The sequence below is a fragment of the Cupriavidus sp. a3 genome (genome assembly GCF_051015765.1).
GTDB classification, from domain to species: Bacteria; Pseudomonadota; Gammaproteobacteria; order Burkholderiales; family Burkholderiaceae; genus Cupriavidus; species Cupriavidus oxalaticus_A.
Window position 1 is genome coordinate 236609 of sequence record NZ_CP170643.1, and the last position, 25215, is coordinate 261823.

General features: G+C 68.4%; 22 protein-coding genes and 1 tRNA gene. 7 read left to right on the forward strand and 16 right to left on the reverse strand.

Features of this window, described 5'->3' with window-relative positions; all coding sequences use genetic code 11:
• Positions 1-9: 9 nt before the first annotated feature.
• Both soxB and ACAD63_RS01035 read left to right on the forward strand, forming a co-directional pair.
• Positions 10-1731 (forward strand): thiosulfohydrolase SoxB, encoded by a 1722-nt coding sequence (gene soxB / locus ACAD63_RS01030; RefSeq protein WP_195427155.1) that lies wholly within the window; start codon positions 10-12, stop codon positions 1729-1731.
• A gap of 74 nt (positions 1732-1805) precedes the next feature.
• Positions 1806-1881 (forward strand) — tRNA-Ala (locus ACAD63_RS01035).
• A 90-nt stretch (positions 1882-1971) separates the two neighbouring features.
• On the opposite strand, the gene ACAD63_RS01040 is transcribed toward ACAD63_RS01035, so the two are convergent.
• Positions 1972-2346, reverse strand: coding sequence for a calcium-binding protein (locus ACAD63_RS01040; protein ID WP_135706097.1), 375 nt, complete (start codon positions 2344-2346; stop codon positions 1972-1974).
• Positions 2347-2577: 231 nt separating this feature from the next.
• On the reverse strand, positions 2578-2829 hold the full coding sequence (locus tag ACAD63_RS01045; protein WP_133097758.1) for a hypothetical protein: 252 nt from the start codon (positions 2827-2829) through the stop codon (positions 2578-2580).
• A 163-nt stretch (positions 2830-2992) separates the two neighbouring features.
• Here ACAD63_RS01045 and ACAD63_RS01050 point away from each other — a divergent pair, with 163 nt between their 5' ends.
• Positions 2993-3961, forward strand: a complete 969-nt coding sequence (locus tag ACAD63_RS01050; RefSeq protein WP_135706096.1) for a cation diffusion facilitator family transporter — start codon at positions 2993-2995, stop codon at positions 3959-3961.
• A 380-nt stretch (positions 3962-4341) separates the two neighbouring features.
• On the opposite strand, the gene ACAD63_RS01055 is transcribed toward ACAD63_RS01050, so the two are convergent.
• A complete protein-coding gene (locus ACAD63_RS01055; RefSeq protein ID WP_133097756.1) occupies positions 4342-4977 on the reverse strand; it encodes a DNA-3-methyladenine glycosylase I in 636 nt (211 codons plus the stop codon).
• Positions 4978-5150: 173 nt separating this feature from the next.
• On the opposite strand from ACAD63_RS01055, the gene ACAD63_RS01060 reads away from it, so the two are divergent.
• The gene (locus ACAD63_RS01060; protein WP_434033326.1) at positions 5151-5507 is read left to right on the forward strand and encodes a DUF2314 domain-containing protein; all 357 of its coding nucleotides are present in this window, start codon (positions 5151-5153) and stop codon (positions 5505-5507) included.
• Positions 5508-5529: 22 nt separating this feature from the next.
• On the opposite strand, the gene ACAD63_RS01065 is transcribed toward ACAD63_RS01060, so the two are convergent.
• A complete protein-coding gene (locus ACAD63_RS01065; protein ID WP_243737060.1) occupies positions 5530-6534 on the reverse strand; it encodes a hypothetical protein in 1005 nt (334 codons plus the stop codon).
• 155 nt (positions 6535-6689) lie between these two features.
• Complete coding sequence (locus tag ACAD63_RS01070) at positions 6690-7028, reverse strand: hypothetical protein (RefSeq protein ID WP_371704901.1); 339 nt, start codon at positions 7026-7028, stop codon at positions 6690-6692.
• Between the two features lie 281 nt (positions 7029-7309).
• Between ACAD63_RS01070 and ACAD63_RS01075 the strand changes: the two genes are divergently transcribed.
• Positions 7310-8194 carry a DODA-type extradiol aromatic ring-opening family dioxygenase gene (locus ACAD63_RS01075; protein ID WP_434033327.1) on the forward strand — a complete coding sequence of 295 codons (885 nt, stop codon included), beginning with the start codon at positions 7310-7312 and terminating at the stop codon, positions 8192-8194.
• 18 nt (positions 8195-8212) lie between these two features.
• Here the strand turns inward: ACAD63_RS01075 and ACAD63_RS01080 are convergent, their stop codons facing one another.
• The 4 genes from ACAD63_RS01080 to ACAD63_RS01095 all read right to left on the reverse strand — a co-directional run bounded on the left by ACAD63_RS01080 (position 8213) and on the right by ACAD63_RS01095 (position 10788).
• Positions 8213-8353, reverse strand: coding sequence for a hypothetical protein (locus ACAD63_RS01080; RefSeq protein ID WP_165971588.1), 141 nt, complete (start codon positions 8351-8353; stop codon positions 8213-8215).
• A 253-nt stretch (positions 8354-8606) separates the two neighbouring features.
• Positions 8607-9902 carry an MFS transporter gene (locus ACAD63_RS01085; RefSeq protein ID WP_195427153.1) on the reverse strand — a complete coding sequence of 432 codons (1296 nt, stop codon included), beginning with the start codon at positions 9900-9902 and terminating at the stop codon, positions 8607-8609.
• Between the two features lie 108 nt (positions 9903-10010).
• A complete protein-coding gene (locus tag ACAD63_RS01090) occupies positions 10011-10430 on the reverse strand; it encodes a VOC family protein (RefSeq protein WP_133097752.1) in 420 nt (139 codons plus the stop codon).
• Positions 10431-10437: 7 nt separating this feature from the next.
• Positions 10438-10788: a GFA family protein gene (locus tag ACAD63_RS01095; RefSeq protein ID WP_133097751.1), complete on the reverse strand. Its 351-nt coding sequence runs from the start codon at positions 10786-10788 to the stop codon at positions 10438-10440.
• A 173-nt stretch (positions 10789-10961) separates the two neighbouring features.
• On the opposite strand from ACAD63_RS01095, the gene ACAD63_RS01100 reads away from it, so the two are divergent.
• Positions 10962-11573, forward strand: coding sequence for an HD domain-containing protein (locus ACAD63_RS01100; RefSeq protein WP_434033328.1), 612 nt, complete (start codon positions 10962-10964; stop codon positions 11571-11573).
• Between the two features lie 89 nt (positions 11574-11662).
• Here ACAD63_RS01100 and ACAD63_RS01105 read toward each other — a convergent pair whose 3' ends face one another.
• On the reverse strand, positions 11663-15256 hold the full coding sequence (locus ACAD63_RS01105) for an indolepyruvate ferredoxin oxidoreductase family protein (RefSeq protein WP_135706092.1): 3594 nt from the start codon (positions 15254-15256) through the stop codon (positions 11663-11665).
• Between the two features lie 338 nt (positions 15257-15594).
• Here ACAD63_RS01105 and ACAD63_RS01110 point away from each other — a divergent pair, with 338 nt between their 5' ends.
• Positions 15595-16878: an NYN domain-containing protein gene (locus ACAD63_RS01110; protein WP_434033329.1), complete on the forward strand. Its 1284-nt coding sequence runs from the start codon at positions 15595-15597 to the stop codon at positions 16876-16878.
• Positions 16879-16973: 95 nt separating this feature from the next.
• Here the strand turns inward: ACAD63_RS01110 and gspF are convergent, their stop codons facing one another.
• The 6 genes from gspF to gspL are packed head-to-tail and all read right to left on the reverse strand — an operon-like array spanning position 16974 to position 25195.
• Positions 16974-18191, reverse strand: coding sequence for a type II secretion system inner membrane protein GspF (gene gspF / locus ACAD63_RS01115; protein WP_434033330.1), 1218 nt, complete (start codon positions 18189-18191; stop codon positions 16974-16976).
• Positions 18192-18208: 17 nt separating this feature from the next.
• Positions 18209-19750: a type II secretion system ATPase GspE gene (gene gspE / locus ACAD63_RS01120; protein ID WP_195427147.1), complete on the reverse strand. Its 1542-nt coding sequence runs from the start codon at positions 19748-19750 to the stop codon at positions 18209-18211.
• Between the two features lie 8 nt (positions 19751-19758).
• Positions 19759-22200: a type II secretion system secretin GspD gene (gene gspD / locus ACAD63_RS01125; protein WP_135706325.1), complete on the reverse strand. Its 2442-nt coding sequence runs from the start codon at positions 22198-22200 to the stop codon at positions 19759-19761.
• 34 nt (positions 22201-22234) lie between these two features.
• Positions 22235-23089: a type II secretion system protein N gene (gene gspN / locus ACAD63_RS01130; RefSeq protein ID WP_434033331.1), complete on the reverse strand. Its 855-nt coding sequence runs from the start codon at positions 23087-23089 to the stop codon at positions 22235-22237.
• Entirely contained in the window at positions 23089-23697 is a 609-nt protein-coding gene (locus ACAD63_RS01135; RefSeq protein ID WP_133097744.1) for a type II secretion system protein M, read from the reverse strand. Before ACAD63_RS01135 ends, gspN begins: the two co-directional genes overlap by 1 nt.
• A 19-nt stretch (positions 23698-23716) precedes the next feature.
• Positions 23717-25195, reverse strand: coding sequence for a type II secretion system protein GspL (gene gspL / locus ACAD63_RS01140; RefSeq protein ID WP_133097743.1), 1479 nt, complete (start codon positions 25193-25195; stop codon positions 23717-23719).
• Positions 25196-25215: the final 20 nt, after the last annotated feature.

Sequence of the window (25215 nt, forward strand, 5' to 3'; positions counted from 1 at the left end):
AGGACGAACATGAACCGACGCGAGTTCCTGCAGGTGCTGGCCATTGCCGGCGCCGGCGGCATGACTTTCCCCCACCAGGACGCGCACGCCGCGCAGGCCGCCGAGTCGATGTACGACCTGCCGCGCTTCGGCAACGTCCACCTGCTGCATTTCACCGACTGCCACGCGCAACTGCGGCCGGTGTACTTCCGCGAACCCAGCGTCAACCTCGGCATCGGCGACTACGCCGGCAAGCCGCCGCACCTGGTCGGCGAGGCGCTGCTGCGCCACTACGGCATCCGCCCGGGTACGCCGCAGGCGCATGCGTTCACCTATCTCGATTTCAACGAGGCCGCGCGACGCTATGGCAAGGTCGGCGGGTTTGCGCACCTGGCGACGCTGGTCAAGCGGCTCAAGGCGGGCCGGCCGGGCGCGCTGCTGCTCGACGGCGGCGATACCTGGCAGGGCTCGGCCACGGCGCTGTGGACCAAGGGGCAGGACATGGTGGATGCGGCGCTGGCGCTCGGTGTCGACGTGATGACGCCGCACTGGGAAATGACGCTCGGCGCGGACCGCGTCAAGGAAATCGTCGACAAGGACTTCAAGGGCAAGGTCGCCTTCCTGGCACAGAACATCAAGACCAACGACTTCGGCGACCCGGTGTTCGATCCGTACGTGATCCGCGAGATCAACGGCGTGCCGGTGGCCATCATCGGCCAGGCCTTCCCGTACACGCCGATCGCCAACCCGCGCTATTTCGTGCCGGACTGGACCTTCGGCATCCAGGAAGAAAACCTGCAGCAGGTCATCGACGCGGCGCGCGGCAAGGGCGCGCAGGCCGTGGTGCTGCTGTCGCACAACGGCATGGACGTCGACCTGAAGCTGGCCTCGCGCGTACGCGGGCTCGACGCCATCCTCGGTGGCCACACCCATGACGGCGTTCCCGCGCCGGTGGCGGTGAAGAACGCGGGCGGCACCACGCTGGTGACCAATGCCGGCTCCAACGGCAAGTTCCTCGGCGTACTGGATTTCGACGTAAAGGGCGGCAAGGTAGCCGATTTCCGCTACCGGCTGCTGCCGGTGTTCGCCAACTACCTGCCGGCCGATCCGGCCATGGACGCGCTTATCAGGAAGGTACGGGCACCGTACGAACAGAAGCTCGGCGAAGTCCTCGCCGTCAACCGAGGCCTGCTGTACCGCCGCGGCAATTTCAACGGCACCTTCGACCAGCTGATCCTGGACGGCCTGATGCAGGTGCAGGGCGCGCAGATCGCGTTCTCGCCGGGTTTCCGCTGGGGCACCACGCTGCTGCCGGGCCAGGCCATCACCATGGAACACCTGATGGACCAGACCGCCATCACCTACCCGTACACGACCGTGACGTCGATGAGCGGCGAGACCATCAAGACCATCCTCGAAGACGTGGCCGACAACCTGTTCAACCCCGACCCGTACTACCAGCAGGGCGGCGACATGGTGCGCGTCGGCGGCCTGCAGTACACCATCGATCCCACCGCCGGCATGGGCAAGCGCATCACCGACATGCGCCTGGCCGGCAAGCCGCTGGAGGCAGGCAAGACCTACAAGGTGGCGGGCTGGGCGCCGGTGGCGGAGGAAGCGCGGGAGGCCGGCGGGGCGCCGGTCTGGGACGCGATGGCGCAGTGGCTGCGCAGCACGAAGGAAGTCACGGCGCGGCCGCTGAACGAGCCCACGGTGCGTGGGATGAACGGCAACGCGGGCATCGCCGCCTGATGTTGTGCAGTATCCTCACGCCAGCCGGGGAGGATTGAAGGCCGCTGCCGAAGTAGGCTACAATCGTCCGCGACGGGCCGATAGCTCAGCTGGGAGAGCGCTGCGTTCGCAATGCAGAGGTCGGGAGTTCGATCCTCCTTCGGTCCACCAGGATTTCTTGTAAAAAAACGCACGGCATCTCACGATGCCGTGCGTTTTTTCTTTGGAGGTTCCCTAAAGGGGAACCCGGATCGGCCGTCTTTAGTTCAGCGAACTGGGGTCCTGAGCCGTCTTGCGCTGCTTGGCCTTGGCGACAGCGTAAGAGCCGACCTGCTTCTGCGTGACATAGCCGGTCTTCTTGCGGTCGATCTTGTCGAAGTTCTTCGCCACCTCGGGCATGCCGGCTTCGGCTTCCTGGCGGGTCAGCTTGCCGTCGTTGTCGGTATCGGCAGCCTTGAATTTTTCCGCGAACGCCGCCTTCATTTCCTGGGCGGTCATCGGCTTCTGTGGCTGCGCCGGTTGGGCCGGTTGCGCAGGTTGCGCCGGCTGTGCCTGCGGCTGTTGCTGGGCGCCTGCCTGCCCGGCGACGAACACGGCAGCCAACAAGGCGCCGGTCACCAGTACGCGTTTCGTCATCAAAGTCTCCTCGCTTGTGTCTTGGAATAGCCGGCCCGGTGGCCTGGCTTCCGGCCCGGGTGGCATGGGGCACTCTAGCAGCGGGGACTGTTCGGCAGAATTCAATCTTTTCTGCGGTCGATTGAATGGTTTGATGAGGGCGCGCCGCATGACGGGCACGCGCGGGGTGCGCCTGCTGCAGGCAATCGTGCTGAGTCGAAGCACTGAGTCGAAGCAGAGACGCCTGTCGTCCTAAGCCACCCGCGTCGGCCGCCTGGCCTTCATCGCCGAAGGCCGTACCTGTTGCAGCGCGCGCAGCGACTGCAGCGCGTCTTCCACGGCCTCGATGCCGTCGCGCAGTCGCGCGGTGGCATAGCCGAGCCGGCTTTGCGCATCGGCATCGGCAGTGGACAGTTGTTCCAGTGCATCGACTTCCGCCTGCATCTGGCCGACCAGGCGGCGCAGTTGCGACGTGCTGTGCGAAGCAAGTGACCGAATCGCCATCGTAGGGGCCCTCCTTGCATTGACCGGCATGCCGGTCAATGACTACGGTAAGGGCGTCGCCGGGACTTCGCCAGCGCTGTTACGAAATCGGCACGAAACAGGCGACGCAGGGCCGTCGGGGAATGCGGTGGGGCGCCGGCGTATCCTGGGCTATAGTCGCGCGATGGAATCGGAATCCGAAAAACGCTTTGGCTTCGGCCCCGGCCTGCCTGACGACGCCTCCGCCGCGACCGCGGCCGAAGCCGACGCCCGCCACCGCGCAGGCCGGCGCAGCACGCTTGTCAGCGTGGCGGTCAATATCGGGTTGACCGCGGCGCAGGGCGTCGCGGGCGTGGTAGCCGGCTCGCAGGCGCTGCTGGCCGACGCGGTGCATTCGCTGTCCGACCTGCTCTCCGACTTCGTGGTGCTGCTGGCGGCGTGGCAAAGCCGCAAGGATCCCGACGCGGACCACCAGTATGGCCACCTGCGCTTCGAAACCGCGGCGTCACTGGCGCTGGGCGCGCTGCTGCTGGCGGTCGGCGCGGGCATGCTGTGGGCCGCGGTGGGCAAGCTGCAGCACCCGGGCGGCGCCCAGCCGGTGCAGGCGCTGGCGCTGTGGGTGGCGCTGGCCACGCTGGTTTCCAAGGAACTGCTGTTCCGCTACATGCTGGCGGTGGCGCGGCGCGTGCGTTCCGGCATGCTGGTCGCCAATGCCTGGCATGCGCGCTCCGACGCGGCCTCGTCGCTGGTGGTGGCGCTGGGCATCGGCGGCAACCTGCTCGGCTACCACATGCTGGATCCCGTAGCGGCGATCGTGGTCGGGCTGATGGTGGCGCGCATGGGCCTGCGCTTTGGCTGGGATGCGCTCAACGACCTGATGGACCGCGCCGCGGACGAGGAAACCGTCGCGGCAATCGAGGCGACCCTGCTCGGCACGCCGGGCGTGCACGGCCTGCATGACCTGCGCACGCGCAAGATGGGCGATCAGGTGCTGGTCGACGTCCATCTGGAGATCGACGGCTCCCTGAGCGTGGCGCAAGGCCATGCGATCGCCGTCGAGGCACGGCGCCGCGCGCTCGAGCATCACCAGGTGCTCAACGTGATGACGCACGTCGATCCGGTATACGCCGCCAGGACCGCCGCCGCCGGCTAGGCTGCTGTGGACATCTGCGCCCGCGCCTGGGGATAACTCGCCGGACAAGCTGTGCCCCGCCTGGGGGTGCGCTGTGGGACGTATACGAACAACCGTCACGCGGTTGGCGTGCACGTATACGCAAGGGCCTGGCTATCCCGGTATACGGGTGCGCTGGCACCGTGGTTATCTTTCTTGCAAGTCCTTGAAGCAAAAGAGGAAAGGTGACTTATCCACGGGGCGGCGGCTGGTTTACCTACTACTACTATGTTTACATACGTAAACAATATAAAAACCATCGTCAAGACCGTTGCGGCGATCGCAGCGGTGAGGCGCCGGGACACGGGCGTATACGTGGGCGTATACCGCGCGCCGTCAGCGCCCGGGCAGGCCTGCAAACGTTAACGCGGCACCTTGAACGCCTTGCGCGCCCGTATCACCTCGGTCCGCGTCGCGCAGCCTTCCTGGTGGTCGTTGACCAGGCCCATTGCCTGCATCAGCGCGTACATGGTGGTCGGTCCGACAAAGCGCCAGCCGCGTTTCTTCAGGTCCTTGGACAGCGCCGTCGACTCGGGCGAGATCGCCATGGTGCGCAGCACCTCGGGCGTCAGCACCTTGGGCCGGCTGGCCAGGTCGGGCTCGAAGCGCCAGAAATAGGCGGCCAGCGACGATTCGGTTTCGAGCAGCTCGCGCGCCCGCTGGGCATTGTTGATGGCGGCCTCGATCTTGCCGCGGTGGCGCACGATGCCGGCATCGCCGAGCAGGCGCTGGATATCGCGCTCGCCGAAGCGCGCCACCTTGTCGATGTCAAAGTTGGCGAAGGCCTTGCGGAAGGCCTCGCGCTTGCGCAGGATGGTCAGCCAGCTCAGGCCCGACTGGAAGCCCTCCAGGCACAGCTTCTCGAACAGGCGCCGGTCATCCGCGACCGGGAAGCCCCACTCGTGGTCGTGGTAATGGCAATAGTCTTCCAGCGTGCCGCACCAGCCGCAGCGCGCCGGCGCTGCCGGGGCGGCCTGCGCTTCCTTCTTGCTTGTCATGCTTAACCTTTCTCCCTTTTGGGTGGATCCGGTGCGGTGGCCGCTCAAGGTGTCGCTCAAGGTGTCGCTCAAGCGGTCGCTCAAGTGGTCGCTCAAGTGTCGCTCAATCCGCTCGCGGCGCGCCGCATTTGCTGCGATCATGCCCGCACCTGAGACATTGCGGAAGGCTGAAAATGGACATGCGATTGACGACCCTGGATGAAGACGGCTGGGAGCTGGATGACGGCGAGCCCATTGCCGCCGCCCATCCCGACACGTTCTGGATTCCGACCCGTGAGGAACGCGACGCGCTGGTGCCGGGCCAGCAGGTCAAGCTGATCTTCCGCATCCTGGTGGCGGACGAAGACGGCGGCGAAGAGGTCCATGTCGAGCGGATGTGGGTGATTGTGACCGGGCGCGAGGGCAGCCTCTATACCGGCGAACTGGACAACCAGCCGTATTGCACCGACGAGATGGCGCCGGGCATGCCGCTGTGCTTCGAGGCGCGGCATGTGATCAATATTTACCGGGAAGGGGCCGAGGAGAACTGAGCGATCCGCGCCGCAGCGGGCGTCAGAAGCTCGCCGCCAGGCCCAGTGAAACCCCCGACACATTGTTGCCGAACACATAGCGCACCACCGCCCGTATCCGCGTGACAAAGACCTCGTGCGCACTGGTATCCAGCTCCAGCCCGGTGCCAACCGTGGTCAGGTAATTGAAGCCGAGAATGCCTGCCTGGCTGCCGAAATAGTGCGAATGTGATAACTCAAGCACATAGCGCAGGGGCCGGTCCAGCGCGCGCAGGCCTGTCGGTGCCCGCCAGCGCGCCCACAGGTTGGCGGTCTGCGCCGTCGCCGAACCGGTCACCGCGCTTGAGGAGCCGCCGAAGCTCTGCAAATGGATGCTGGTGTAGCGCAGTTCGACGTCGACTTCATAGTTCTCGCGATAGTGCTCCCAGTCCAGCATCAGCGAGCCGCCCAGGCCGTACGCGTTCAGGCTGCCGCCATCGAGGAATTCGATCTGCCGGTCGGTGGCCTGCTCAACCGCGAACTTGCCGATCGACAGGTCGCTCGAGACATTGCCCAGAGAAAAATTGAAGATCGGCCGGATCACCAGTTCCTTGTTGGCGGTGATCGGGAAATCCCAGCCGATGCCGATGGTGCCCGAGAACGTGTTCCACCGGGTCGGGATGGAGCGCGATTCGGTGCCGTTGCTGGCAACAAAGGTGGGGTCGTAGCGGCTGTACGCGATCGCGCCTTCCAGGTAGAGCGGGAATGACTTGCTGATGGTGAAGCCGCCGCCGAGCTGCGACATGACGACGCCGGGGTCGTCGGTGCTGGCGTTGTTGATCGATAGCGAGCTGGAAGTCAGGTCGGGCACCACGGAATATGCCATCAGCGACAGCACCGCGTTGGCGTGCCGCTGCACGTTGGCACCGACCAGTTGCAGCCCGTTGCCGGCGGCCTGGCCGTGCGCGGTCCCCGCGGCCAGCAAGCCGAGCGCAGCCGCCGCGGCGCGCCAGCGGCAAGCGCGGCGCCGGCTGGCGCGAAACCGGTCAGTCGGCAGGCGTACGGACATGGGTATTTCCCCTTGCACACGGCTCACGCGGCGCCGCGTGGCGGCAGCCGTCCGACGCATTCTAGCCACGCGGGCAAGCGTGCGAACGGTGCGCAAAAGTTTTCAGATCGGTTTGCCGAGGCTTTGAATCGGGCGCGGAAGCGGCCAGGCCAGTATCAGGCCGCTGTATGGCGGCGTGGTGTCTGCTGCGCGCACGCATCGCCCGGATCGCACTTTTCTGCCGCAGCGGATGCCGCAGGCGGTGGCGGCCGGTGACGGCCCAGCCACAGCATCAGCGCGCTGCCGGCCCAGCCGGCAACAAACACCGTATCGCCCGCCTGGTTCAGCCACTCGCCGGCATCCGGCTGGCCGGCGAGCGACCACAGCCACTGCGCCGGCAGCCTGGCCGCGATCCACAGCGCGACCGCCGGCGCGCTGCCGTAGACGCCCGGCTGCCACCAATGGGTGGGAAGGGGAAGGCGCCAGCCGGGGCGGCGCAGCGGGTTCGGTACCACGATGTCTCCGGCCACCCGGCACGCTTGGCGTGCTGGCGGCGTCATGCGTTGGCCGAGGGCTTGCCCGGGTACGGCACTTGCCCTCGGCTGCATCATAGGGTGCAGTGCGCGGCGGCGTCCCGGCACGCCTGCGGCGGTGTGTGGCCCAGCCCACGTGGCGCGCGCCGGTTCAGTTTTTTTGCATGAAAGATGCGCAAAAGCGGGGCGTGCCAGGGGCCGATCTTTGCCAAACTCAATAGCAAGCACACAGATCAATGAGCAGAACAATGAGACCCGACGCCATGCTTCCCGCACTGTTTATCTCGCACGGTTCGCCCATGCTCGCCGTCGACCCCGGTCCCACCGGTGCGGCCTTCGATGCACTTGGCGAGCGCCTGCGGGCGCTGCCGCCACGCGCGGTGCTGGTGGTATCGGCGCACTGGATCTACAGCACGCTGGCGGTGAGCAGCCGCGAGCGCCAGGAAGCCTGGCACGACTTCGGCGGCTTCCCGCGCGAGCTGTACGCGCTGCGCTACGATGCCCCGGGCTCGCCGGCGCTGGCCGCGCGCGTCAAGGCGCTGGTCGAGGCCGCGGCCATTCCCGGCGCCGGGTTTGTCGGCGAGGACGACGAACGGCCGCTCGACCACGGCGCCTGGATGCCGATGCGGCACTTTTTCCCGGACGCCGACGTACCGGTGGTGCAACTGGCGCTGAATCCTTACCTGCCGCCCGCCCTCCAGATCGAGATCGGCCGTGCGCTGGCGCCGCTGCGCGAGGAAGGCGTGCTGGTGCTGGCTTCGGGCAGCTTTACGCACAACCTGCAGGAAGTGTTCGGCAGCGGCGGCCGCCTTGAACAGCACGGGCCGCAGGCCGAGCCCTATGTCGAGGCCTTCCGCGGCTGGATGGGCGACGCGCTGGACGAGGCGCTGGCCACCGGCGACACCGGCCGCATTGCCAACTACCGCGCCGAGGCCCCGTACGCCCGCCGCGCGCACCCGACCGACGAGCACCTGCTGCCGTTCTACGTGGCGCTGGGCGCGGCGCTGGGGCCGCGGAGCGCAGCGGCGGGTACGCCGCCGGCCAGCGCGGCCCGGGTGGCAGACGAGGTTACCTACGGCGTGCTGGCGATGGACAGCTTTGTGTTCGAGGGGATCGGCGCCGGCACGCCGCTGCGCGCGGCCGCCTGAGCTGGCTTCAGCCGCGGCTCAGCGGCCATCCTTGCGCGGCGGCAGGTAGCGCCGCGCCGAGCGCGCGCCCGCCAGCGCGATCCAGCCCATGGTGAGCGCCACCACGGCCAGCCCCATGCGCAGGTCGGCCAGGTGCGCCACGCCGCCGATCAGCACCATGCAGCGCCGACATCACCAGGCGCGGGCGGCTGGCCTCCACCGTGGCGGCTTGCGCGTTCATGGCCACGTCGAAGCCGGCATTGGCCATGCCGAACGCCACCAGCGCGGGCAGCAGCCACCAGAACGAAGGCATGGCCAGGATCGCCACCGTGGCCAGCGGACATCGTGATGCGGGGGGGGGCGCGGCCGGCGCGTCGGCCCGGCCGCAAAAGCCCCTATTGTCGTGCATCCGCGCGACCGGGGCATGGCAGCGCTACGGCGCGGCACCCGCCACGCGCAACAGGCCGCGCCGGTGCAGTGCGTAGCCGAACGCCAGCAGCGCGCCCAGCGCCAGCGCCAGCATGACCCACAGCATCAGCCAGTAGCCGCCCGCGGCCCGCCATAGCAGCGCGCCCAGCCACGGCGCGGCGGCCTGCATCAGCAGCACCGGCGTCATCATCAGGCCGTTCAGCGTGGCGTAGTGGTGGCGCGAGATCAGCTCGGGCATGGCCATCGCGCGCAGCATCGTGTTGACGCCGTTGGCGCAGCCATACAGCACCGCGGCCACCATCAGCCAGGCGCCATGGCCCAGCGCGAAGCAAAGCAGTCCAGCGCTCATCAGCAGATAGACCGGCAGCGACAGCCGCACCGGGTGGCGCACTGCCGCGCGCATCATCAGCATGCGGCCCGCAACCTGCGCCGGGCCGATCAGCGCCGCCACCACCAGTTGCTGCGACACCGGCAGGCCCTTCTCGGTCAGCATCGGGATCAGGTGCGCGCCCAGCAGCGAGGCCACCACCGCGGTCGCGGTGAAGGCCAGCACCACGGCCCAGAACACCGGCTGGCGCAGCGTGGTGCGCGCGATGCCGGTGCTGCCCGCGTCGGCGCCTGCGGTCGGCGTGCCGCTGTAGGTGGGATGCATGGCGTAGCGCATGCGCGCGTGCAACGGCGCGCAGACCAGCAGGTTAAGCACTGCAAAGCCGACCAGCGTGGGCCGCCAGCCGGCATGCAGCACCAGCCATTGCGCCAGCGGCACGAAGATCGTGCTGGCAAAGCCGGCCATCAGCGTGACGATCATGATCGGCTTCTGGTACTGGTCGCCATAGGCCTGGCGCAGCACCACGAAGGCCGGCTCGTACAGCGTGGTGGCCATGGCCAGCCCGATCGGCACCCACATCAGCAGGAACATCGCGGGGAAGGGCGACCACGCCCACAGCAGCAGCCCCAGGCCGGCCAGCACCGAACCGGCGCCCATCACCCTGCGCGCGGGTGCGCGGTCCAGCAGCCGGCCCACCGCGAACGAGCACATCGCCCACACCAGCAGCCCCAGCGAATAGCCGCCTGCGAGGAATGGCCTGGACCAGCCCGTGCTGCGGATCATCGGCTCGATGAAGACGGTGAAGGCAAAAAACAGCGTGCCCCAGGAGATGGTCTCGGTCAGGCCGAGGATCCAGACCAGCCGGCGTGGCGGCGTGGCCGGCTGCGCGGGGCCGGCGCGTGCCGGGCTGGCGTCTGCGGGAGAATCGGTACTGGCGGCGTCCGTGTCGGAGCTGGCTTCTAGCGATGTCATGGCGGGCCCCGGCGAGGGGTGACGCCATGGCTGGCGGCGCGCGGGACCAGCGGGAAATTGTAGCGATCCTGCGCGCACCCCGCGCATCGGCACGACCTTTGCGGCGCTTTACTGTGCGGTCACCGGCGCAGGCGGACCCTTCAGTTCCACCACGTTGCCGTCCGGGTCGCTGACATAGAGCGACGGGCCCTTGCCTTCGGCCCCGAAGCGCTGCGCGACCTCGCTGGCCTCTACGCCGTGCCCGGACAGCCACGCGCGCAGCGCGGGCTCGTCAAACGGCTCGATGCGCAGGCAGAAATGGTCGAGGTTGCGGCCCTCGGCGCCAGGGCCCGCGCCGCCGGCACGGCCCAGCGGGCCGTCCAGCGAGACCAGGTCGATCAGCGCGCTGCCCGCGCGCAGCTGCGTCAGGCCGAAGTCGGGCTGCTCGCGCTCGACGCTGCAGCCCAGCACGTCTACATAGAACCGTCGCAGCGCGTCGGCATCGGCGGTACGCAGCACCAGGTGGTCGAGATCGAGAATGCGGAACATGGCGGTCTCAGTGGTGCAGGCCGTCGTAATCGATGACCTTCAGGCTGTCCAGGTCGACATTGTCCAGGCAACGCACGTTCACCGCCGCCATCGGCTTGCCGTCCTTGTCCTGGCCATCGGCATAAGGGCCGCAGCCGCACACCGGGCAGAAGCGGTGCGCGATCTTCATGGTGTTGAAGCGGTACGTCGACGCATTGCTCTCCGGCGTATCCAGCTTGAAGGTGGCGCGTGGCACGAACCATAACAGGTGGCCGCGCCGCCGGCAGATCGAGCAATTGCAGCGGATCACGCTCGGGATGCTTTCGGCCTCGACCTCGAAAGCAATGTTGCCGCAGTGGCAGCTTCCGTGGAACGTCATGTCGTCTCCTTGATCGTCAGTCTGTTGCTGCCGGGAACCGGTGGTGCGCCGCAATATGCCGGCACATTGTTAGCTTTTTGACAGTGTAGCGCCGCTGCGGGTGCCACAATGCCGGCACAACATGACGAGCGGATGTGCGGCCCTCGCACACCCTCCCACAAAAGGAGACCAGCATGAGCGACACCTACGCGCCCGCGCGCGCGAGCTTCAGCCATATGGAACACGGCACCCGCGAGGACTGGGCCGCGATTTCCGCCGAGTTCATGCCGTATGCGCGGGCGCTGCCCGACCGCGTGCTGGCGCACCTGCGGCTGCTCGATGGCGATTGCGGCGGCTTCCCGGTGGACCGGCTCACGCATTCGCTGCAGACCGCGACGCTGGCGCACCGGGACGGGCAGGACGAGGAATACGTGGTCTGCGCGCTGCTCCACGATATCGGCGATACGCTCGGCAGCTTCAACCATCCCGATATCGCGGCGGCGATCCTGAAGCCCTTTGTCAGCGCAGAGAACCTGTGGATGGTGGAAAAGCATGGCGTGTTCCAGGGCTATTACTTCTTCCACCACCTCGGGCTCGACCGCAACCTGCGCGAGCAGTATCGCAACCAGCCGGAGCTGTTCGAGCGCACTGCCGAGTTCTGCCGCAAGTACGATGCGGCGGCGTTCATGACGGATTACGACACGCTGCCGTTGTCCTTCTTCGAGCCGATGGTGCGTCGGGTGTTGTCGCAGCCGAAAAACTCGATGTATGTGAAGCCGGGGGAAAAGGAGCTGGCGCGGCCGTAGGGCACATTGCGCCTCGTTGACCGATCGTATTTTCCTCTCCCCTCACGGGGAGAGGGGACGAACAGCGCGGAGATTTAAAGGCTCTTGCCTTACGCTGCCCGCTGCGCCGTTTCCGGATGCCTGAACTGCTCCAGCAGTTTTTGCCAGCGCCCACGCACCGCCTTCAGGTTGTTTTCCTTCACGTGCCCGAAGCCCCGGATATCATCCGGCAGGTTGGCCAGCGTCACCGCGGTGTCATAGTTGGCGGCATTCAGTCCCGCCACCAGCTCATCCAGCAAGGCACGGTATTCGCCGATCAGCGCGCGCTCGGTACGGCGTTCCCCGGTCTTGCCAAAGACATCGAACATGCCGCCGCGCAGGCCCTTCATCTTCGCCAGCACGCGGAACAGCGTCATCGTCGACGGACCGAATCTGCGCTTGACCAGATGACCTTTGTCGTCGCGCTTGGCCGTCGTCGGCGGCGCCAGCCAGAAGTTGAGCTGGTAGTCCTTGCCCGGTTCGCCTTCGAACTGCGCGCGCAGCTTGTCGAGGAAGACGGGATCGGTATAGAGCCGCGCCACCTCGTACTCGTCCTTGTACGCCATCAGCTTGGCCAGGTTGCGCGCCGCGGCCTCGGTCAGCGGCAGCGGCTTGCCGCCGCCTGCCAGCGCGCTTTCGGCCGCGCGCACGCGGTCGATGGCTTCGCGGTAGGTGCGCGCGTAGGCGGCGTCCTGGTAGGCCGTCAGGTGTTCCATGCGGCGCGCGACCAGCTTCTCCAGCATCGCGCCGGTCGAGCTTGGCAGCTTGACCACTTCCGCGCCTTCGGCAGTGTTCTGCAGCTTGCCGGTCAGCGACAGCACGTGCTCCGGGTCGTGCGCCATATGGCGGCCCCAGTCGAACGCGGCCTTGTTCTTCTCGACGGCCACGCCGTTGAGTTCGATCGCGCGCTCCAGTGCCTGCAGCGTCAGCGGGATCCAGCCCTTTTGCCACGCGTAGCCGAGCACCAGCGGGTTGGTGTAGATGGCATCGCCCAGCAGCGCCACGGCCAGGCCGCTGGCGTTGATGAAGTCGCACTTCTCGCCGACGGCGTTGCGCACGTCCTGTTCGGCCGACACGCCCGGGAACTGCCACTTGGGGTTCTTGATGAACTCGGCGGTGGGCGTCTGCGCGGTATTGACCACGGCGCGCGTGCGGCCTGCCTGGGTCTTGGAGATGACTTCGTCGGTGGCCGAAACGATGGCATCGCAGCCGATCACCAGGTCGGCTTCTCCCATCGCGATGCGCGTCGCGTGCAGGTCATCGGGGCGCGCGGCCAGCTGCACGTGCGATAGCACCGCGCCGCCTTTCTGCGCCAGGCCCGCCATGTCGAGCACGGTCACGCCCTTGTTTTCCAGGTGCGCCGCCATCCCCAGCAGGCCGCCGATGGTCACCACGCCGGTACCGCCCACGCCCGTCACCAGGATGCCGTAGGCACGGCGGATCGGCGGCAGCTCCGGCGCAGGCAGCGCGGGCAGGCTCTCCATCGACACGCCATGCTGCTCGGGCTTGCGCACCTGCGCGCCTTCGGCCGAGACAAAGCTCGGGCAGAAGCCGTTCAGGCACGAGAAGTCCTTGTTGCACGACGACTGGTTGATCTGGCGCTTGGTGCCGAAATCCGTCTCCAGCGGCTCCACTGACAGGCAGTTCGACTTGACCGAGCAATCGCCGCAGCCTTCGCACACCGCGTCATTGATGAAGACGCGGCGTGCCGGGTCTTCCATCGTGCCGCGCTTGCGGCGGCGGCGCTTTTCGGTGGCGCAGGTCTGGTCGTAGATCAGGATGGTGCAGCCCGGCACTTCGCGCAGCTCGCGCTGCACGCTGTCGAGCTGGTCACGGTGATGGATGTCGATGCCCTGGGGCAGCTTGATTGCCGCGTTGTACTTCTCCGGCTGGTCGCTGACGATGACGATCTTCTTCGCGCCCTCGCTGTGCACCTGCCAGGCGATGTCCTGCACCGACAGCTGGCCGTCCACCGGCTGGCCGCCGGTCATCGCCACCGCGTCGTTGTACAGGATCTTGTAGGTGATGTTGACGCCCGCGGCGATCGACGCGCGGATCGCCAGCAGCCCGGAATGGAAGTAGGTGCCGTCGCCCAGGTTGGCGAACACATGCTTGTCGCCCGCGAACGGCGCCTGGCCGATCCACGCCACGCCTTCGCCGCCCATCTGGCTGAAGGTGCTGGTATTGCGGTCCATCCACACCGTCATGTAGTGGCAGCCGATGCCGGCCAGCGCGCGCGAGCCCTCCGGCACGTTGGTGGAGGTGTTGTGCGGGCAGCCCGAGCAGAACCACGGCTTGCGTTCCGCCGTCACGCGCGGGGTAGCCAACGCCTTTTCCTTGGCCTCGATGATGGCCAGCCGCGCGGTGATGCGCGCGCGCACGTCCATCGGCAGCTCGAACTTGTCCAGCCGCGTGGCGATGGCCTTGGCGATGATCGCGGGCGACAGTTCATAGTGCGCCGGCAGCAGCCAGTTGCTTTGCGGGATCGACCATTCGCCGCCGGCGTTGTCCTTCTCGTCGAACTTGCCGTAGACCCTGGGGCGCACGTCGTCGCGCCAGTTGTACAGCTCTTCCTTGAGCGCGTACTCCATGATCTGGCGCTTTTCTTCGACCACCAGGATTTCCTGCAGGCCCTCGGCAAACGCGCGCGCGCCATGCGCTTCCAGCGGCCAGACGCAGCCGACCTTGTACAGGCGGATGCCGATCTGCGCGCAGGTGGCATCGTCCAGCCCCAGGTCGGCCAGCGCCTGGCGCGTATCCAGGTAGGCCTTGCCGCCGGTCATGATGCCGAAGCGCGCGTGCGGCGAATCGATCTCGATGCGGTCCAGCTTGTTGGCCCGCACATAGGCCAGGCCCGCGTACCACTTGTAGTCGAGCAGGCGCGCTTCCTGTTCCAGCGGCGGATCGGGCCAGCGGATATTCAGGCCGCCCGGCGGCATGATGAAGTCGTCCGGCAGCGCGATCTGCACGCGGTGCGGGTCCAGCTCCACCGAGGCCGACGATTCCACCACGTCGGTCACGCACTTCATCGCCACCCACAGGCCGGAATAGCGGCTCATGGCCCAGCCGTGCAGGCCGTAGTCGAGATATTCCTGCACGTTAGACGGATACAGCACCGGCAGGCCGCAGGCCTTGAAGATGTGCTCGGACTGGTGCGCCAGTGTCGACGACTTGGCCGAATGGTCGTCACCCGCCAGCACCAGCACGCCGCCGTGCTTCGACGAGCCGGCCGAGTTGGCGTGCTTGAACACGTCGCCGGTGCGGTCCACGCCCGGCCCCTTGCCGTACCACATGCCGAATACGCCATCGAATTTGGCGTCGGGGTACATATTGACCTGCTGCGAGCCCCACACCGAGGTCGCGGCGAGATCCTCGTTCAGCCCCGCCTGGAACACGATGTTGTGCGCGGCCAGGTGCTTCTTGGCCTTCCATAGCGACTGGTCCAGCGCGCCCAGCGGCGACCCCCGGTAGCCGGAGATAAAACCGGCGGTGTTCAGCCCGGCGGCGCGATCGCGCTCCTGCTGCAGCATGGGCAGGCGTACCAGCGCCTGCGTGCCGCTGATGTAGATGCGGCCACGCTCCAGCGTGTATTTGTCGTCGAGGGAAACATTAGCGAGCGCGCGGTGGATGGCGTCGCTGACCGGCGGGGTCAGGGGGGCATTCATAGGTGCTCCTCTATGGGGCGTGTTGTCGGGATCACCGACACCTGCAGTTGTGGGCAGTCGCCTCGCGGCCTCTTGTGGAAGCGTTGGGCGGCTGTGTCTCTGCGCGGCATGGTAGCACCGCCGTGCGGTCGGCGGTACCTTGCAGCGCAGCACGAAACGTGCCCATGGCAACGGTGATTTCCCGTATGGACGGGGCTTCGCGTGTACACTGCGTTGCATCGAGAACGCCGGCGATGCCGCCCGCGATCCTCGACGCACCACATCTGCCGCGCCAGCCTGGTGCAACCTGATTTCCGATTGCCCGTCTCATGCACGGGCAAACCAGCGAATACCCGAACATGACCAATTCCCCCCGCCAGGGCACCGCGACCCTGGCCGTGCTGATCGACGCCGACAACGCGGCGCCCGCCATCGTCGAAGGCCTGCTGGCCGAAGTCGCCAAGTACGGCGTCGCGGCCGTCAAACGCATCTACGGCGACTGGACCCGTCCCAACCTGGCCGGCTGGAAAGAGCGGCTGCTGTCGCATTCGATCCAGCCGATCCAGCAGTTCCGCTACACCGTCGGCAAGAACGCCACCGACAGCGCCATGATCATCGACGCCATGGACCTGCTGTACACCGGGCGTTTCGACGGCTTCTGCATCGTCTCCAGCGACAGCGACTTCACCCGGCTGGCCTCGCGCATCCGCGAGCAGGGGCTGATCGTCTACGGCTTCGGCGAGCGCAAGACGCCCAAGCCCTTTGTCACCGCCTGCGACAAGTTCATCTACTCCGACGTGCTGCGCGCCGAAGCCGATACCGAAGGTGCTGACGAAGCCGCCGCGCCGACGCGCAAGCGCAGCACCGGCGAACTGCGCCAGGATTCGCGCCTGGTGCGCCTGCTGCAGAGCGCGGCGCAGGCCGTGTCCGACGAGGACGGCTGGCTGACGCTGGGCAGCATGGGCAACCACATCGCCAAGCAGGCGCCGGAATTCGACTCGCGCAACTATGGCTACGGCAAGCTCTCGGAGCTGGTGGCGGCCACTGGCCTGTTCGAGGTGGAAACGCGCAACGGCGGCAACAACAAGACCATCTGGATCCGGCTGAAGAAGCGCGGCAAGGGCGGCGGCGAGCAGCAACAGCGGCCGTCGCAGCAGCAACCCGCGCCTCAGCCCGAAGCGGCGCGCCGCAATCCCATCCCGGCGCCGGTGGAAAGCCCCGAGCCGGCCCCGGAACCGGCGGCTGTCCAGCCGGCATTCCTGGCCGACGACGCGCCCCCGTTCGTTGCTGCGGATGTCGTGCAGCCCGAGCCGGAACCGGTGCCACCGCTCGAAGCCGCGCCCCAGCCCGATCCCGAGCCCAAGCCCGATGCGGAACCCAAGTCGCGCAGCCGCAAACGCCCGGCGCGCCGTCCGGAAGTGACGCTCAACGAGACGCCGTGGCCGATCGACCAGTCGGTGTTTGCGGCGCCGGGAGCGACGGTGTTGACGGCGACGGTGGGGACGGAGCCGGACGTGGCGGCGGAACAGGAAGGAGTCGTCGAAGTGGTAGCCGAGGCGGTGGCCGAAGCGGCAGCTGCACCGGCGCCGGCACGGAAGCCGCGCAAGCGGCCTAGCAAGAAGACTGCACAAGCCGCGGAGTAACTGAGCGCGGCGGTTTGCTCCCCTCTCCCGCTTCGCAGGGTAGGGGAGCCTGTGCGAGCGGCGTCAGGCAAACAGACGCCACTGCCATATCCCACTTACCGCACCAGCTGATTGATCTCGATAATCGGCATCAACACCGCCAGCACGATCAACAGCACCACCACCCCCATTGTCAGGATCAGCAGCGGCTCCAGCAGGCTGGTCAGGAACAGCGTGCGCCGTTCCAGTTCCTGCGCCTCGCCCTGCGCAGCGCGGTCCAGCATTACCGGCAGATTGCCGGTCGCCTCGCCTGACCGGATCAAATGCACCAGCACCGGCGGAAACTGGTTCTGCGCCGCCAGCGCGCGCGCCAGCGACGCCCCTTCACGCACGCGCGTATTGGCATCCTCCACATTGGCACGCAGCGCCTCGTTGGTCAGTGTCTCGCCGGCCGCCTGCAGGCTGCGCAGGATCGGCACGCCCGCCGACACCAGGATCGCCAGCGTGCCGGCAAAGCGTGCGGTGTTATAGCCGCGGATCAGCTTGCCGAACAGGGGCGCGGTCAGCAGCCACCGGTGCCATTCCAGCCGCACCGCCGGCTGCTTCAGCAGGCTGCGGATCGCCAGCGCAACGACGGCGATGAACGCCAGCGCGGCCCACCACCAGTTGCGCACGAAATCCGACAGCCACAGCATGATGATGGTGAGCGTCGGCAGCTTCTGCTTGGTGTTGGCAAACACGCTCACCACCTGCGGCACCACGTATGACAGCAGGAAGATCACGATCGCGAATGCGACCACCGTGACGATAGCCGGATAGGTGAACGCGAGCCGGATCTTCGACGTCAGCGTATTGCGCGACTCGATATATCCCGCCAGCCGTTCCAGCACCAGCCCGAGATGGCCCGAATGCTCGCCAGCCGAAACCAGCGCGCGGTAGATATCCGGAAAGTCGCGCGGATGCTGCGCCAGCGCCACCGACAGCGAGCTGCCGCCCATCACCTCGGCGCGGATGCCGGCCAGCAGTTCGTGCACATGCGGCCGTTCGGCCTGGTCGGCCAGCGCGCCGAGCGCTTCGTCCAGCGGCAGGCCGGCCACGATCAGGCTGGCGAGCTGGCGCGTGAACAACGCCTGCTCCTGCGTCGACAGCTTGCGCGCGAACAGCTGGCTGCCGCTGCGTTGCGCCAGGCCGGCACCGGCCAGCGCATCGACGGTCAGCGGCGTCAGCCCGCGCGCGCGCAGTTGCGAGCGCGCCTGGCGCGGGCTGTCGGCCTCGATGACGCCGCGGTCGGTCTTGCCGGCGGCGTCGGCGGCTTCATAGCGGAAGGCTGGCATCCGGTGTCTGCTCCGCCTCAGTCGCGCGTCACGCGCAACACTTCCTCAAGCGAGGTCGCGCCGCTGTCGATCCAGCGCTGCGCGTCGCTGCGCATGGTGTGCATGCCATGCGCCAGCGCTACCTGCTTGATCTCCGATTCCGGCGCCTGCCGGTGGATCATGGTGCGGATCTCGTCGCCGACGGTCAGCAGCTCGTAGACGCCCATGCGCCCCTGGTAACCCGACTGTCCGCACTTGTCGCAGCCGACCGGATGCCACACATGCTGCAGCGGCTTGCCCTGCGCCTGCAGCGCTTCGGCATCGGCAGCGGCTACTCCCTCAGGCAGCTCGATCACTTCCTCGCGCTTGCAGTGCGGGCACAGGCGCCGTACCAGCCGCTGCGCCAGCACGCCCAGCAGCGACGACGAGAGCAGGAACGGCTCGATCCCCATGTCGACCAGCCGCGTCACCGCCGAGGCCGAGTCGTTGGTGTGCAGCGTCGCCAGAACCAGGTGGCCGGTCAGCGAGGCCTGCACCGCGATCTGCGCGGTCTCCAGGTCGCGGATCTCGCCGATCATCACCACGTCCGGGTCCTGGCGCAGGATCGCGCGCAGGGCCTTGCCGAAGGTCATGTCGATACGCGCATTGACCTGGGTCTGGCCGATGCCGTCGAGGTCGTACTCGACCGGGTCTTCCACCGTCATGATGTTGGTGGTGCGCGCATCCAGCCGCGACAGCGCGGCATACAGCGTGGTGGTCTTGCCCGAGCCGGTCGGCCCGGTCACCAGCACGATGCCGTGTGGCTGCCGGATCAGGTGGTCGAAGCCGCGCAGCGTGTCGGGCGCCATGCCCAGCCTGGCCAGGTCGAGCCGGCCGGCTTCCTTGTCGAGCAGGCGCAGCACCGCGCGCTCGCCGTGGCCGGTGGGCAGCGTCGACACGCGCACATCCACCGGCCGCCCGCCCACGCGCAGCGTGATGCGGCCGTCCTGCGGCAGGCGCTTCTCGGCGATGTCGAGCTGCGCCATGATCTTGATGCGCGAGATCAGCGCGCCGTGCAGGGCCTTCTTCGGCCGCACCACGTCGCGCAGCGTGCCGTCCACGCGGAAGCGCACCACCGACGACGACTCGAACGGCTCGATGTGGATATCCGATGCGCCTTCGCGCGCCGCCTGCGTCAGCAGCGCGTTGATCATGCGGATGATCGGCGCGTCGTCCTCGGACTCGAGCAGGTCTTCCACGGCGGGAATGTCCTGCATCAGGCGCGACAGGTCGACCTCGCCCTCGACTTCGCCCACCACCTGCGCGGCGCTGCCGTCCTGGCGGTTATAGGCATCGGACATGGCGCGCTCGAGCGCCTCGGGCTCCAGCACGCGCAGCCGCAGCGCGCCGTGCACCCGGGCGATTTCCGCCAGGGCGGTCGGGGAGGTGGCGCGGCTGACCCATACCTCCAGTCCGTCGGGGCGCTGGTGCGCGATCAGCAGCGGCGCTTCGCGCGCAAAGCCGTACGGAACCAGCCGCGCCGCCATCGGCGAGGGCGGTTCGAGCGTATCGAGGGGAGGGGTCTGGACTTCGCTCGCCATGGCAGGCCTCAGTTCTGGACAGCGCCCGGCGTGGCGGCTTCGCCGCGCTGGCTCAGCGGCTGCTGCAAGGCCGCGGGCGGCGGCACCGCTTGCGGCTGTGCCGGCACGCCGGGCTGCTGCGGATTCTGCGGCAGTGTCTGCGGCAGAGGCAGCGGCGCCGGCACCGGGCCGTTTGCGCGCGGATCGACGAACGGCGTGGTCGGCGCGTCGGCCGGCGGCAGCAGCGGCGTGTTGGTGTCGCGCACCATGATGTTAGGCGATACAAAGCCCTGCTGCTGCGCGCGCATGTAGTCGTAGCGGTCCGCGGTCAGGCGGTCGGCTGCGCCCGTCGTGCGCATCACATACGGGCGCAGGAACACCAGCAGGTTGGTCTTGGAGCGGTTCTTGTTCTCGTAGCGGAACAGCCCGCCGATCAGCGGGATGTCGCCCAGCAGCGGCACCTTCTGCACGCCGTCGCCATACGAATCCTCGATCAGGCCGCCGAGCACGATGATCTGGCCGTCGTCGACCAGCACATTGGTTTCGATCGAGCGCACATTGGTGGTCGGGCCCTGCACCTGCGTCAGCGTGCCAGCCACCACCGACGACGACTCCTGGAAGATCTGCATCTTGACCAGCCCGCCGTCGGTGATCTGCGGCTTCACGCGCAGCGTGATGCCCACGTCCTTGCGGTCGAAAGTCTGGAACGGCGTCACCGAGGCCGCGCCGCCGGTCTGCGCATACGAGCCGGTGGTGATCGGGATGTTCTGGCCGATCAGGATCTTGGCTTCCTCGTTCTCCAGCGTGATCAGGTTCGGCGTGGACAGCAGGTTGACGCTGCCATTGGTGCCGAGCGCGCGCAGCAGCGCGCCCAGCCCCATCGCCTTGTTGACGATGCCCAGGTTCAGGCCGCCCACGTCCGGCACCAGCTGCTGCGCCGCGGCGATGCCGGCGGTGCGGTTGCTGTCGAACAGCGCACCGGCCAGGGTCAGGTTCAGGATGTTCTGCCCGCCGGTACCGAAGTTGGTGCCGGCAAAGACGTTGTTGTTGCCGCTCGAGGAACTGATCAGGCCCTGCCACTGGATGCCGAGCTCGCTCGCCTGCGTCGCAGTGACCTCAACGATCATCGACTCGATGTAGACCTGCGCGCGGCGCGCGTCGAGGTCGTCGATCACCCCGCGCAGGTTGCGGTAGACCGGCTCGCTGGCGGTGATGATCAGCGAGTTGGTCGACGGATCGGCCTGGATGATGCCGCCGGTGGTCGGTTGCGTACTGGTGCCAAACGACGCGGCAAAGGCCGAGTTGCCATAAGCGCCGCCGCCCGTGCCCGACGTGCCGCCGCGCATGCCGGTCTGCGTGCCGGTGGTGCCGCCGGTGAACTGGCCGCCGGCCGGCGTCGAGACATTGGTCAGGCCGCCCCCGCCGGCGATGCCGCCCGCGGCACCGGCGCCACCGGGCTGGGTCGCGGAGGCAAAGCTGCTGTCGGCCGCGACGATGGCGCGCAGCGTGGCGGCCAGCTTGACCGCATCGGCATTGCGCAGCGGCACCACCCAGATATTGCCGGGGCGGGCGTAGGGCTGGTCGAGCTTCTCGATCAGCTGGCGCGCCTGCTGCAGCCGCGCGCGGCTGGAGGCGCGGATCATCAGCGCGTTGCTGCGTGGCTCGGCCACCACGGAGGTGCGCAGCGTGGCGTCGACGCCTGGCGCGCCGCCACCGCCGGCCGCACCCGCGGCGCCGGGGTCGAGCAGCTTCTGCAGCACCTGCGCGGTGTCGCTGGCCAGCGCATGGCGCAGCGGTACCAGTTCGACCTCGCCCGAAGCGGGCGCGTCGATCGCGGCGATGATGCGCGCCAGCCGGCGCAGGTTGTCGGCGTAGTCGGTGATAACCAGCGTGTTGTTGGCCGGATAGGCGGTGATGGTGTTGTTGGGCGCGATCATCGGCCGCAGCACCGGCACCAGGTTGTTGGCCGACTCGTAGTTGAGCCGGAACACCTGCGTCACCACCTGGTCGCCGCGGCTCGGCGCCGCGCCGATCACCGTGGGCGAGCCCTGCAGCTTGGCGTCCGCTTCGGGCACGACCTTGGTGAAGCCGTTGCTCTCGACCATCGCATAGCCCTGCATGCGCAGCACCGAGCCCAGGGTCTGCAACGCCTGCGCGCGCGACACCGGCTGCTCGGTGACCAGGTTCACCGTGCCCTTCACGCGCGGGTCGATCACGAAGTTCTTGCCGGTGGCCTGCCCGACCGCCTTGATCACCGAGTCCAGGTCGGCATTGACGAAGTTGAGCACCACCTGATCGCGGTTGGCCGGCGTGACATCGGGCGGCGCCGGCGGCGTGCCCTGGGTGCGTGCGCCCGGCGCACCGGGCTGGGCCCACAGCGGCGCGGGCACCAGCAGCGAGAGCCCGCACAGCAGGGCCACGGCGCGGGCGCAGGCGGTCTGGAAAACAGGTCGGGTGGCATGGGTTGTCATAGTCATTTCCGTACGCTCCTGGCGCTGCCTGGCATCAGAAGCGCAGCCTTGTCACGTTGTTGTCTCGTCGTCCCAGCAGGCTCAGCAAGCTGGTCAGTTGCGTTTCCGCATCGGGCTCGGCATGCGCGGTGCCCTCGAAGCGCGCCTGCCGGCCAAGCGTGCCGCTGCCCTCCAGGTACAGCGGCCCGGCGATAGTACTCAGTTGCAGCTTGCCGCCGCCGGCGCCGCTCCAGTCGATCTCGGCGCGGTAGCTGCCCAGCGGGCGCAGCCGGCTGACCGCGGACGACACCTGCTCGATGCGCAGCGTGACATGGCCGCGCATGCCATTGCCATCTCCGCTGCCATTTCCGGCGTTATTTCCGCCACCTTTCTGGCCGGAAAAGCTGCCTTGCAGCGTCGACCAGTCCGCGCGCATCAGGCCATCCGGGCGCAGCGTATTGAACGGCGCGCCGATGCCTTCCAGCAGCGATGCCGGCAGCCGCATCGCGCCGGACTGCACGGTCCAGCCGCCCGGCGTCGCGGTGATCGTCACCGGCGCGGCCATGGCTTCGGTGTGCGTCACCACCGCGCGCGCGGTGCCGGCCAGCAGCGGCCAGAAGGCCAGCGTCCACTGCAGCCTGCCCGGCAGCACCGTGGCGGTCTGGCTGCCGGCGCCGGCCGACAGCGCCAGCGTGGCGCTGCCGCGCCACAGCGAGCCGCTGGCATCGGCCAGCAGCACCCGTCCCTGCGTCTGCGTGGCCACGCGCTCGGCGATCCACGTGGCCGGCAACATCGCCACCACCGTTGCCGCGGCGCTGGCCAGTCCCAGCGCGAGCCAGCGCAGGCCCCGCCATGCACCCGGCTGGCGTAGCTTGCGGCGCGGCAGCCGCAGCGTTTCCAGCCGTACCATCAGCTGCGGCCGCCCGGACCCTGCAGGGTCGCGCTGACATTGACCAGCGCCGTGGCGCCGACATAGACGATGCGGGCGTCGATCACTTTCATGCGCTGCTGCTGGCGCACGTCCTGCAGCCAGCTGCTGAACGCGCCGAAGGGCACCTTGTCGAGCTGCACCTGGACATTGTTGTCGGCGCCGGCGGCAAGCCGGGCCGCCTTCAGGCCATGCTGGCCCAGGCTGTCCTGCAGCGCCTGCGTCAGCGCGTCGCCGCGCAGCGCCGGTGCCGGCGTGGCCTTGAGGCCGCGCGCTTCCTGCGCCAGCGTTTCCATTTCGGCCAGGTCGGCGCGCATCTGCGGCAGGTTGCGCGCCAGACGCTGGCGGCCTTCGGCGGCCGGCTCCCACAGCAGCGTGTAGCCGATCACCAGCACCATCACCGCGGCGCCGCCGGCCAGGATGGCCTGCTCGCGCGGGTTGCGCGCCGCCCAGAACGCGTTGAAGCGATCCTGCCAGGCTTGCGGCACGCGCGGACGCAGCCGCGCCAGGCGCGCGCGCAGGGCGGTAGTGCTTGCGGACCGGGCGGGGCGGGACGTGTGGTTTCGGGCGGAGTCTTTCATGGCATCCATGCGTATCGTGCTGCCGCGCTCACAGGCCCGGCCTGACGGTCCAGCGCGAGCCCGGCGTCACCGGCGTGGCGCCGCCCGTCGCGCCGCCCGCCGCACTGCCTGGTGCGCTACCTGCGCCGCCTGCCGCGCCACCGGTCTTGTCCTCTTCCATCTGCAGGCCGGCCTGGCGCGCGGCATTGCGCAGGCCGGCAATGTCCGTGCCCGGCTTGAGCGTCACCACCAGCATGCGGCCGCGGTATTCCAGCGCCTGCAGCGCATCCGGCGGCAGCCGGTGCGCGGCCTGGGCAAAGCGGTCGGCCAGCGGCAGGAAGTCTTCCGGCGTGCTGCGGCCGCTGGCGATGCGCAGCTGCTCGACCTGGCGCCGCATCTGCAGCGGCGCGTCCAGGATGGCCTGGGTCTGCGGGAAGGCGCTGCGCAAGGTCTGCTGCTGCGCGGCTTCCACGCGCTGCTGCTCGTTGCGCAGCAGCAGCCAGTGGATGTTCATGCCCAGCACCTGCACCAGGACGATGCCGGCCAGCAGCGCCAGCGGCACCCGCCATGCAGCCAGGTTCCAGCGGTCGGCGCGGCCTTGCGCGAACTCGAACTGCGCCAGGTCCAGTGCCGGATCGCGCAGGCACGCCTGCGCGCCCTCGATCCACAGCGGCCAGCCGGCGCGGGCGGCGCCGCGCAATGCGGGAACCGGCGCCGCGGCGGCGGCATCGGCGTCGGCGTACCAGTTGCCTTCGGGCGCCAGCGCCTGCCAGGCCGCGAGGGCGTCGTCGCCCAGCAGCAGGCCGTAGCCGGCGTGTGCGCCGGTGCGCACCGTCAGCTGCCACCGGCTGGCCAGTGCAGGGCCGGGCTCGGCGCCGCCGAGGGTGGCGCTGTCGAGCAGTTCGCCGCCGTCAGCCAGAGCGCTGGCGGCTGCCTCGACCACCAGCGTGGCCGGCTCGTCCGGTGCGGTGTTCTCCGCCGGCCGCAGTGTGGGCTCGGCACCGGGCGCCTCGGCGGCGGCAACCTCCGCCGCTGCCAGCGGCACGCACAACTGCGCCGGCAACACATGGCGGCGGCGATGGCGGTGTTCGGCAAAGGCGTCGAGCACGGCCCGCAGCCAGGCGCGGTCGGCCACCATCAGCAGCCGCCGGCGTGGGCCGCGAATTGCGGCGCTGCCGTCGAGCGCGGGCCCCACGCCGATATGGCAGGGCTGGGCGTCGGTGGCGAGCGCGTCTTCGATCAGGTTGGGCAGCGCCTGCTTCAAACGCGCCGGCGGCAGCGGCGGCACGCTAGCGGTGGTCAGCAGTACGTCGCTGGCCGCCAGGATCAGCACCAGGCGTTCGGCGGCGGGCAGGTCGGCGATGCGGGTGTGGCCTTCACGCAACACTTCAAAGGCCGTGCTGCCGGCCGCGCGCCGTGCGGCGTCAGTGCCGGTGCGCACCAGCGCGAACGGCAGGGCGCCGAACTGCCAGGGTTGCGGCTGATCGTGCGGCCGGTGCGGCAGGCGGACATAGAGGGTGGTGCTCAATTTTTCCTTAACGTGGCGTC

What these genes read in the sequence shown, in the direction of transcription:
- soxB (WP_195427155.1), top strand. Translation starts at nt 10, where the DNA reads ATGAACCGACGCGAGTTCCTGCAGGTGCTGGCCATTGCCGGCGCCGGC.
- ACAD63_RS01040 (WP_135706097.1), bottom strand. Translation starts at nt 2,346, where the DNA reads ATGACGAAACGCGTACTGGTGACCGGCGCCTTGTTGGCTGCCGTGTTC.
- ACAD63_RS01045 (WP_133097758.1), bottom strand. Translation starts at nt 2,829, where the DNA reads ATGGCGATTCGGTCACTTGCTTCGCACAGCACGTCGCAACTGCGCCGC.
- ACAD63_RS01050 (WP_135706096.1), top strand. Translation starts at nt 2,993, where the DNA reads ATGGAATCGGAATCCGAAAAACGCTTTGGCTTCGGCCCCGGCCTGCCT.
- ACAD63_RS01055 (WP_133097756.1), bottom strand. Translation starts at nt 4,977, where the DNA reads ATGACAAGCAAGAAGGAAGCGCAGGCCGCCCCGGCAGCGCCGGCGCGC.
- ACAD63_RS01060 (WP_434033326.1), top strand. Translation starts at nt 5,151, where the DNA reads ATGGACATGCGATTGACGACCCTGGATGAAGACGGCTGGGAGCTGGAT.
- ACAD63_RS01065 (WP_243737060.1), bottom strand. Translation starts at nt 6,534, where the DNA reads ATGTCCGTACGCCTGCCGACTGACCGGTTTCGCGCCAGCCGGCGCCGC.
- ACAD63_RS01075 (WP_434033327.1), top strand. Translation starts at nt 7,310, where the DNA reads ATGCTTCCCGCACTGTTTATCTCGCACGGTTCGCCCATGCTCGCCGTC.
- ACAD63_RS01080 (WP_165971588.1), bottom strand. Translation starts at nt 8,353, where the DNA reads ATGGTGCTGATCGGCGGCGTGGCGCACCTGGCCGACCTGCGCATGGGG.
- ACAD63_RS01085 (WP_195427153.1), bottom strand. Translation starts at nt 9,902, where the DNA reads ATGACATCGCTAGAAGCCAGCTCCGACACGGACGCCGCCAGTACCGAT.
- ACAD63_RS01090 (WP_133097752.1), bottom strand. Translation starts at nt 10,430, where the DNA reads ATGTTCCGCATTCTCGATCTCGACCACCTGGTGCTGCGTACCGCCGAT.
- ACAD63_RS01095 (WP_133097751.1), bottom strand. Translation starts at nt 10,788, where the DNA reads ATGACGTTCCACGGAAGCTGCCACTGCGGCAACATTGCTTTCGAGGTC.
- ACAD63_RS01100 (WP_434033328.1), top strand. Translation starts at nt 10,962, where the DNA reads ATGAGCGACACCTACGCGCCCGCGCGCGCGAGCTTCAGCCATATGGAA.
- ACAD63_RS01105 (WP_135706092.1), bottom strand. Translation starts at nt 15,256, where the DNA reads ATGAATGCCCCCCTGACCCCGCCGGTCAGCGACGCCATCCACCGCGCG.
- ACAD63_RS01110 (WP_434033329.1), top strand. Translation starts at nt 15,595, where the DNA reads ATGACCAATTCCCCCCGCCAGGGCACCGCGACCCTGGCCGTGCTGATC.
- gspF (WP_434033330.1), bottom strand. Translation starts at nt 18,191, where the DNA reads ATGCCAGCCTTCCGCTATGAAGCCGCCGACGCCGCCGGCAAGACCGAC.
- gspE (WP_195427147.1), bottom strand. Translation starts at nt 19,750, where the DNA reads ATGGCGAGCGAAGTCCAGACCCCTCCCCTCGATACGCTCGAACCGCCC.
- gspD (WP_135706325.1), bottom strand. Translation starts at nt 22,200, where the DNA reads ATGACAACCCATGCCACCCGACCTGTTTTCCAGACCGCCTGCGCCCGC.
- gspN (WP_434033331.1), bottom strand. Translation starts at nt 23,089, where the DNA reads ATGGTACGGCTGGAAACGCTGCGGCTGCCGCGCCGCAAGCTACGCCAG.
- ACAD63_RS01135 (WP_133097744.1), bottom strand. Translation starts at nt 23,697, where the DNA reads ATGGATGCCATGAAAGACTCCGCCCGAAACCACACGTCCCGCCCCGCC.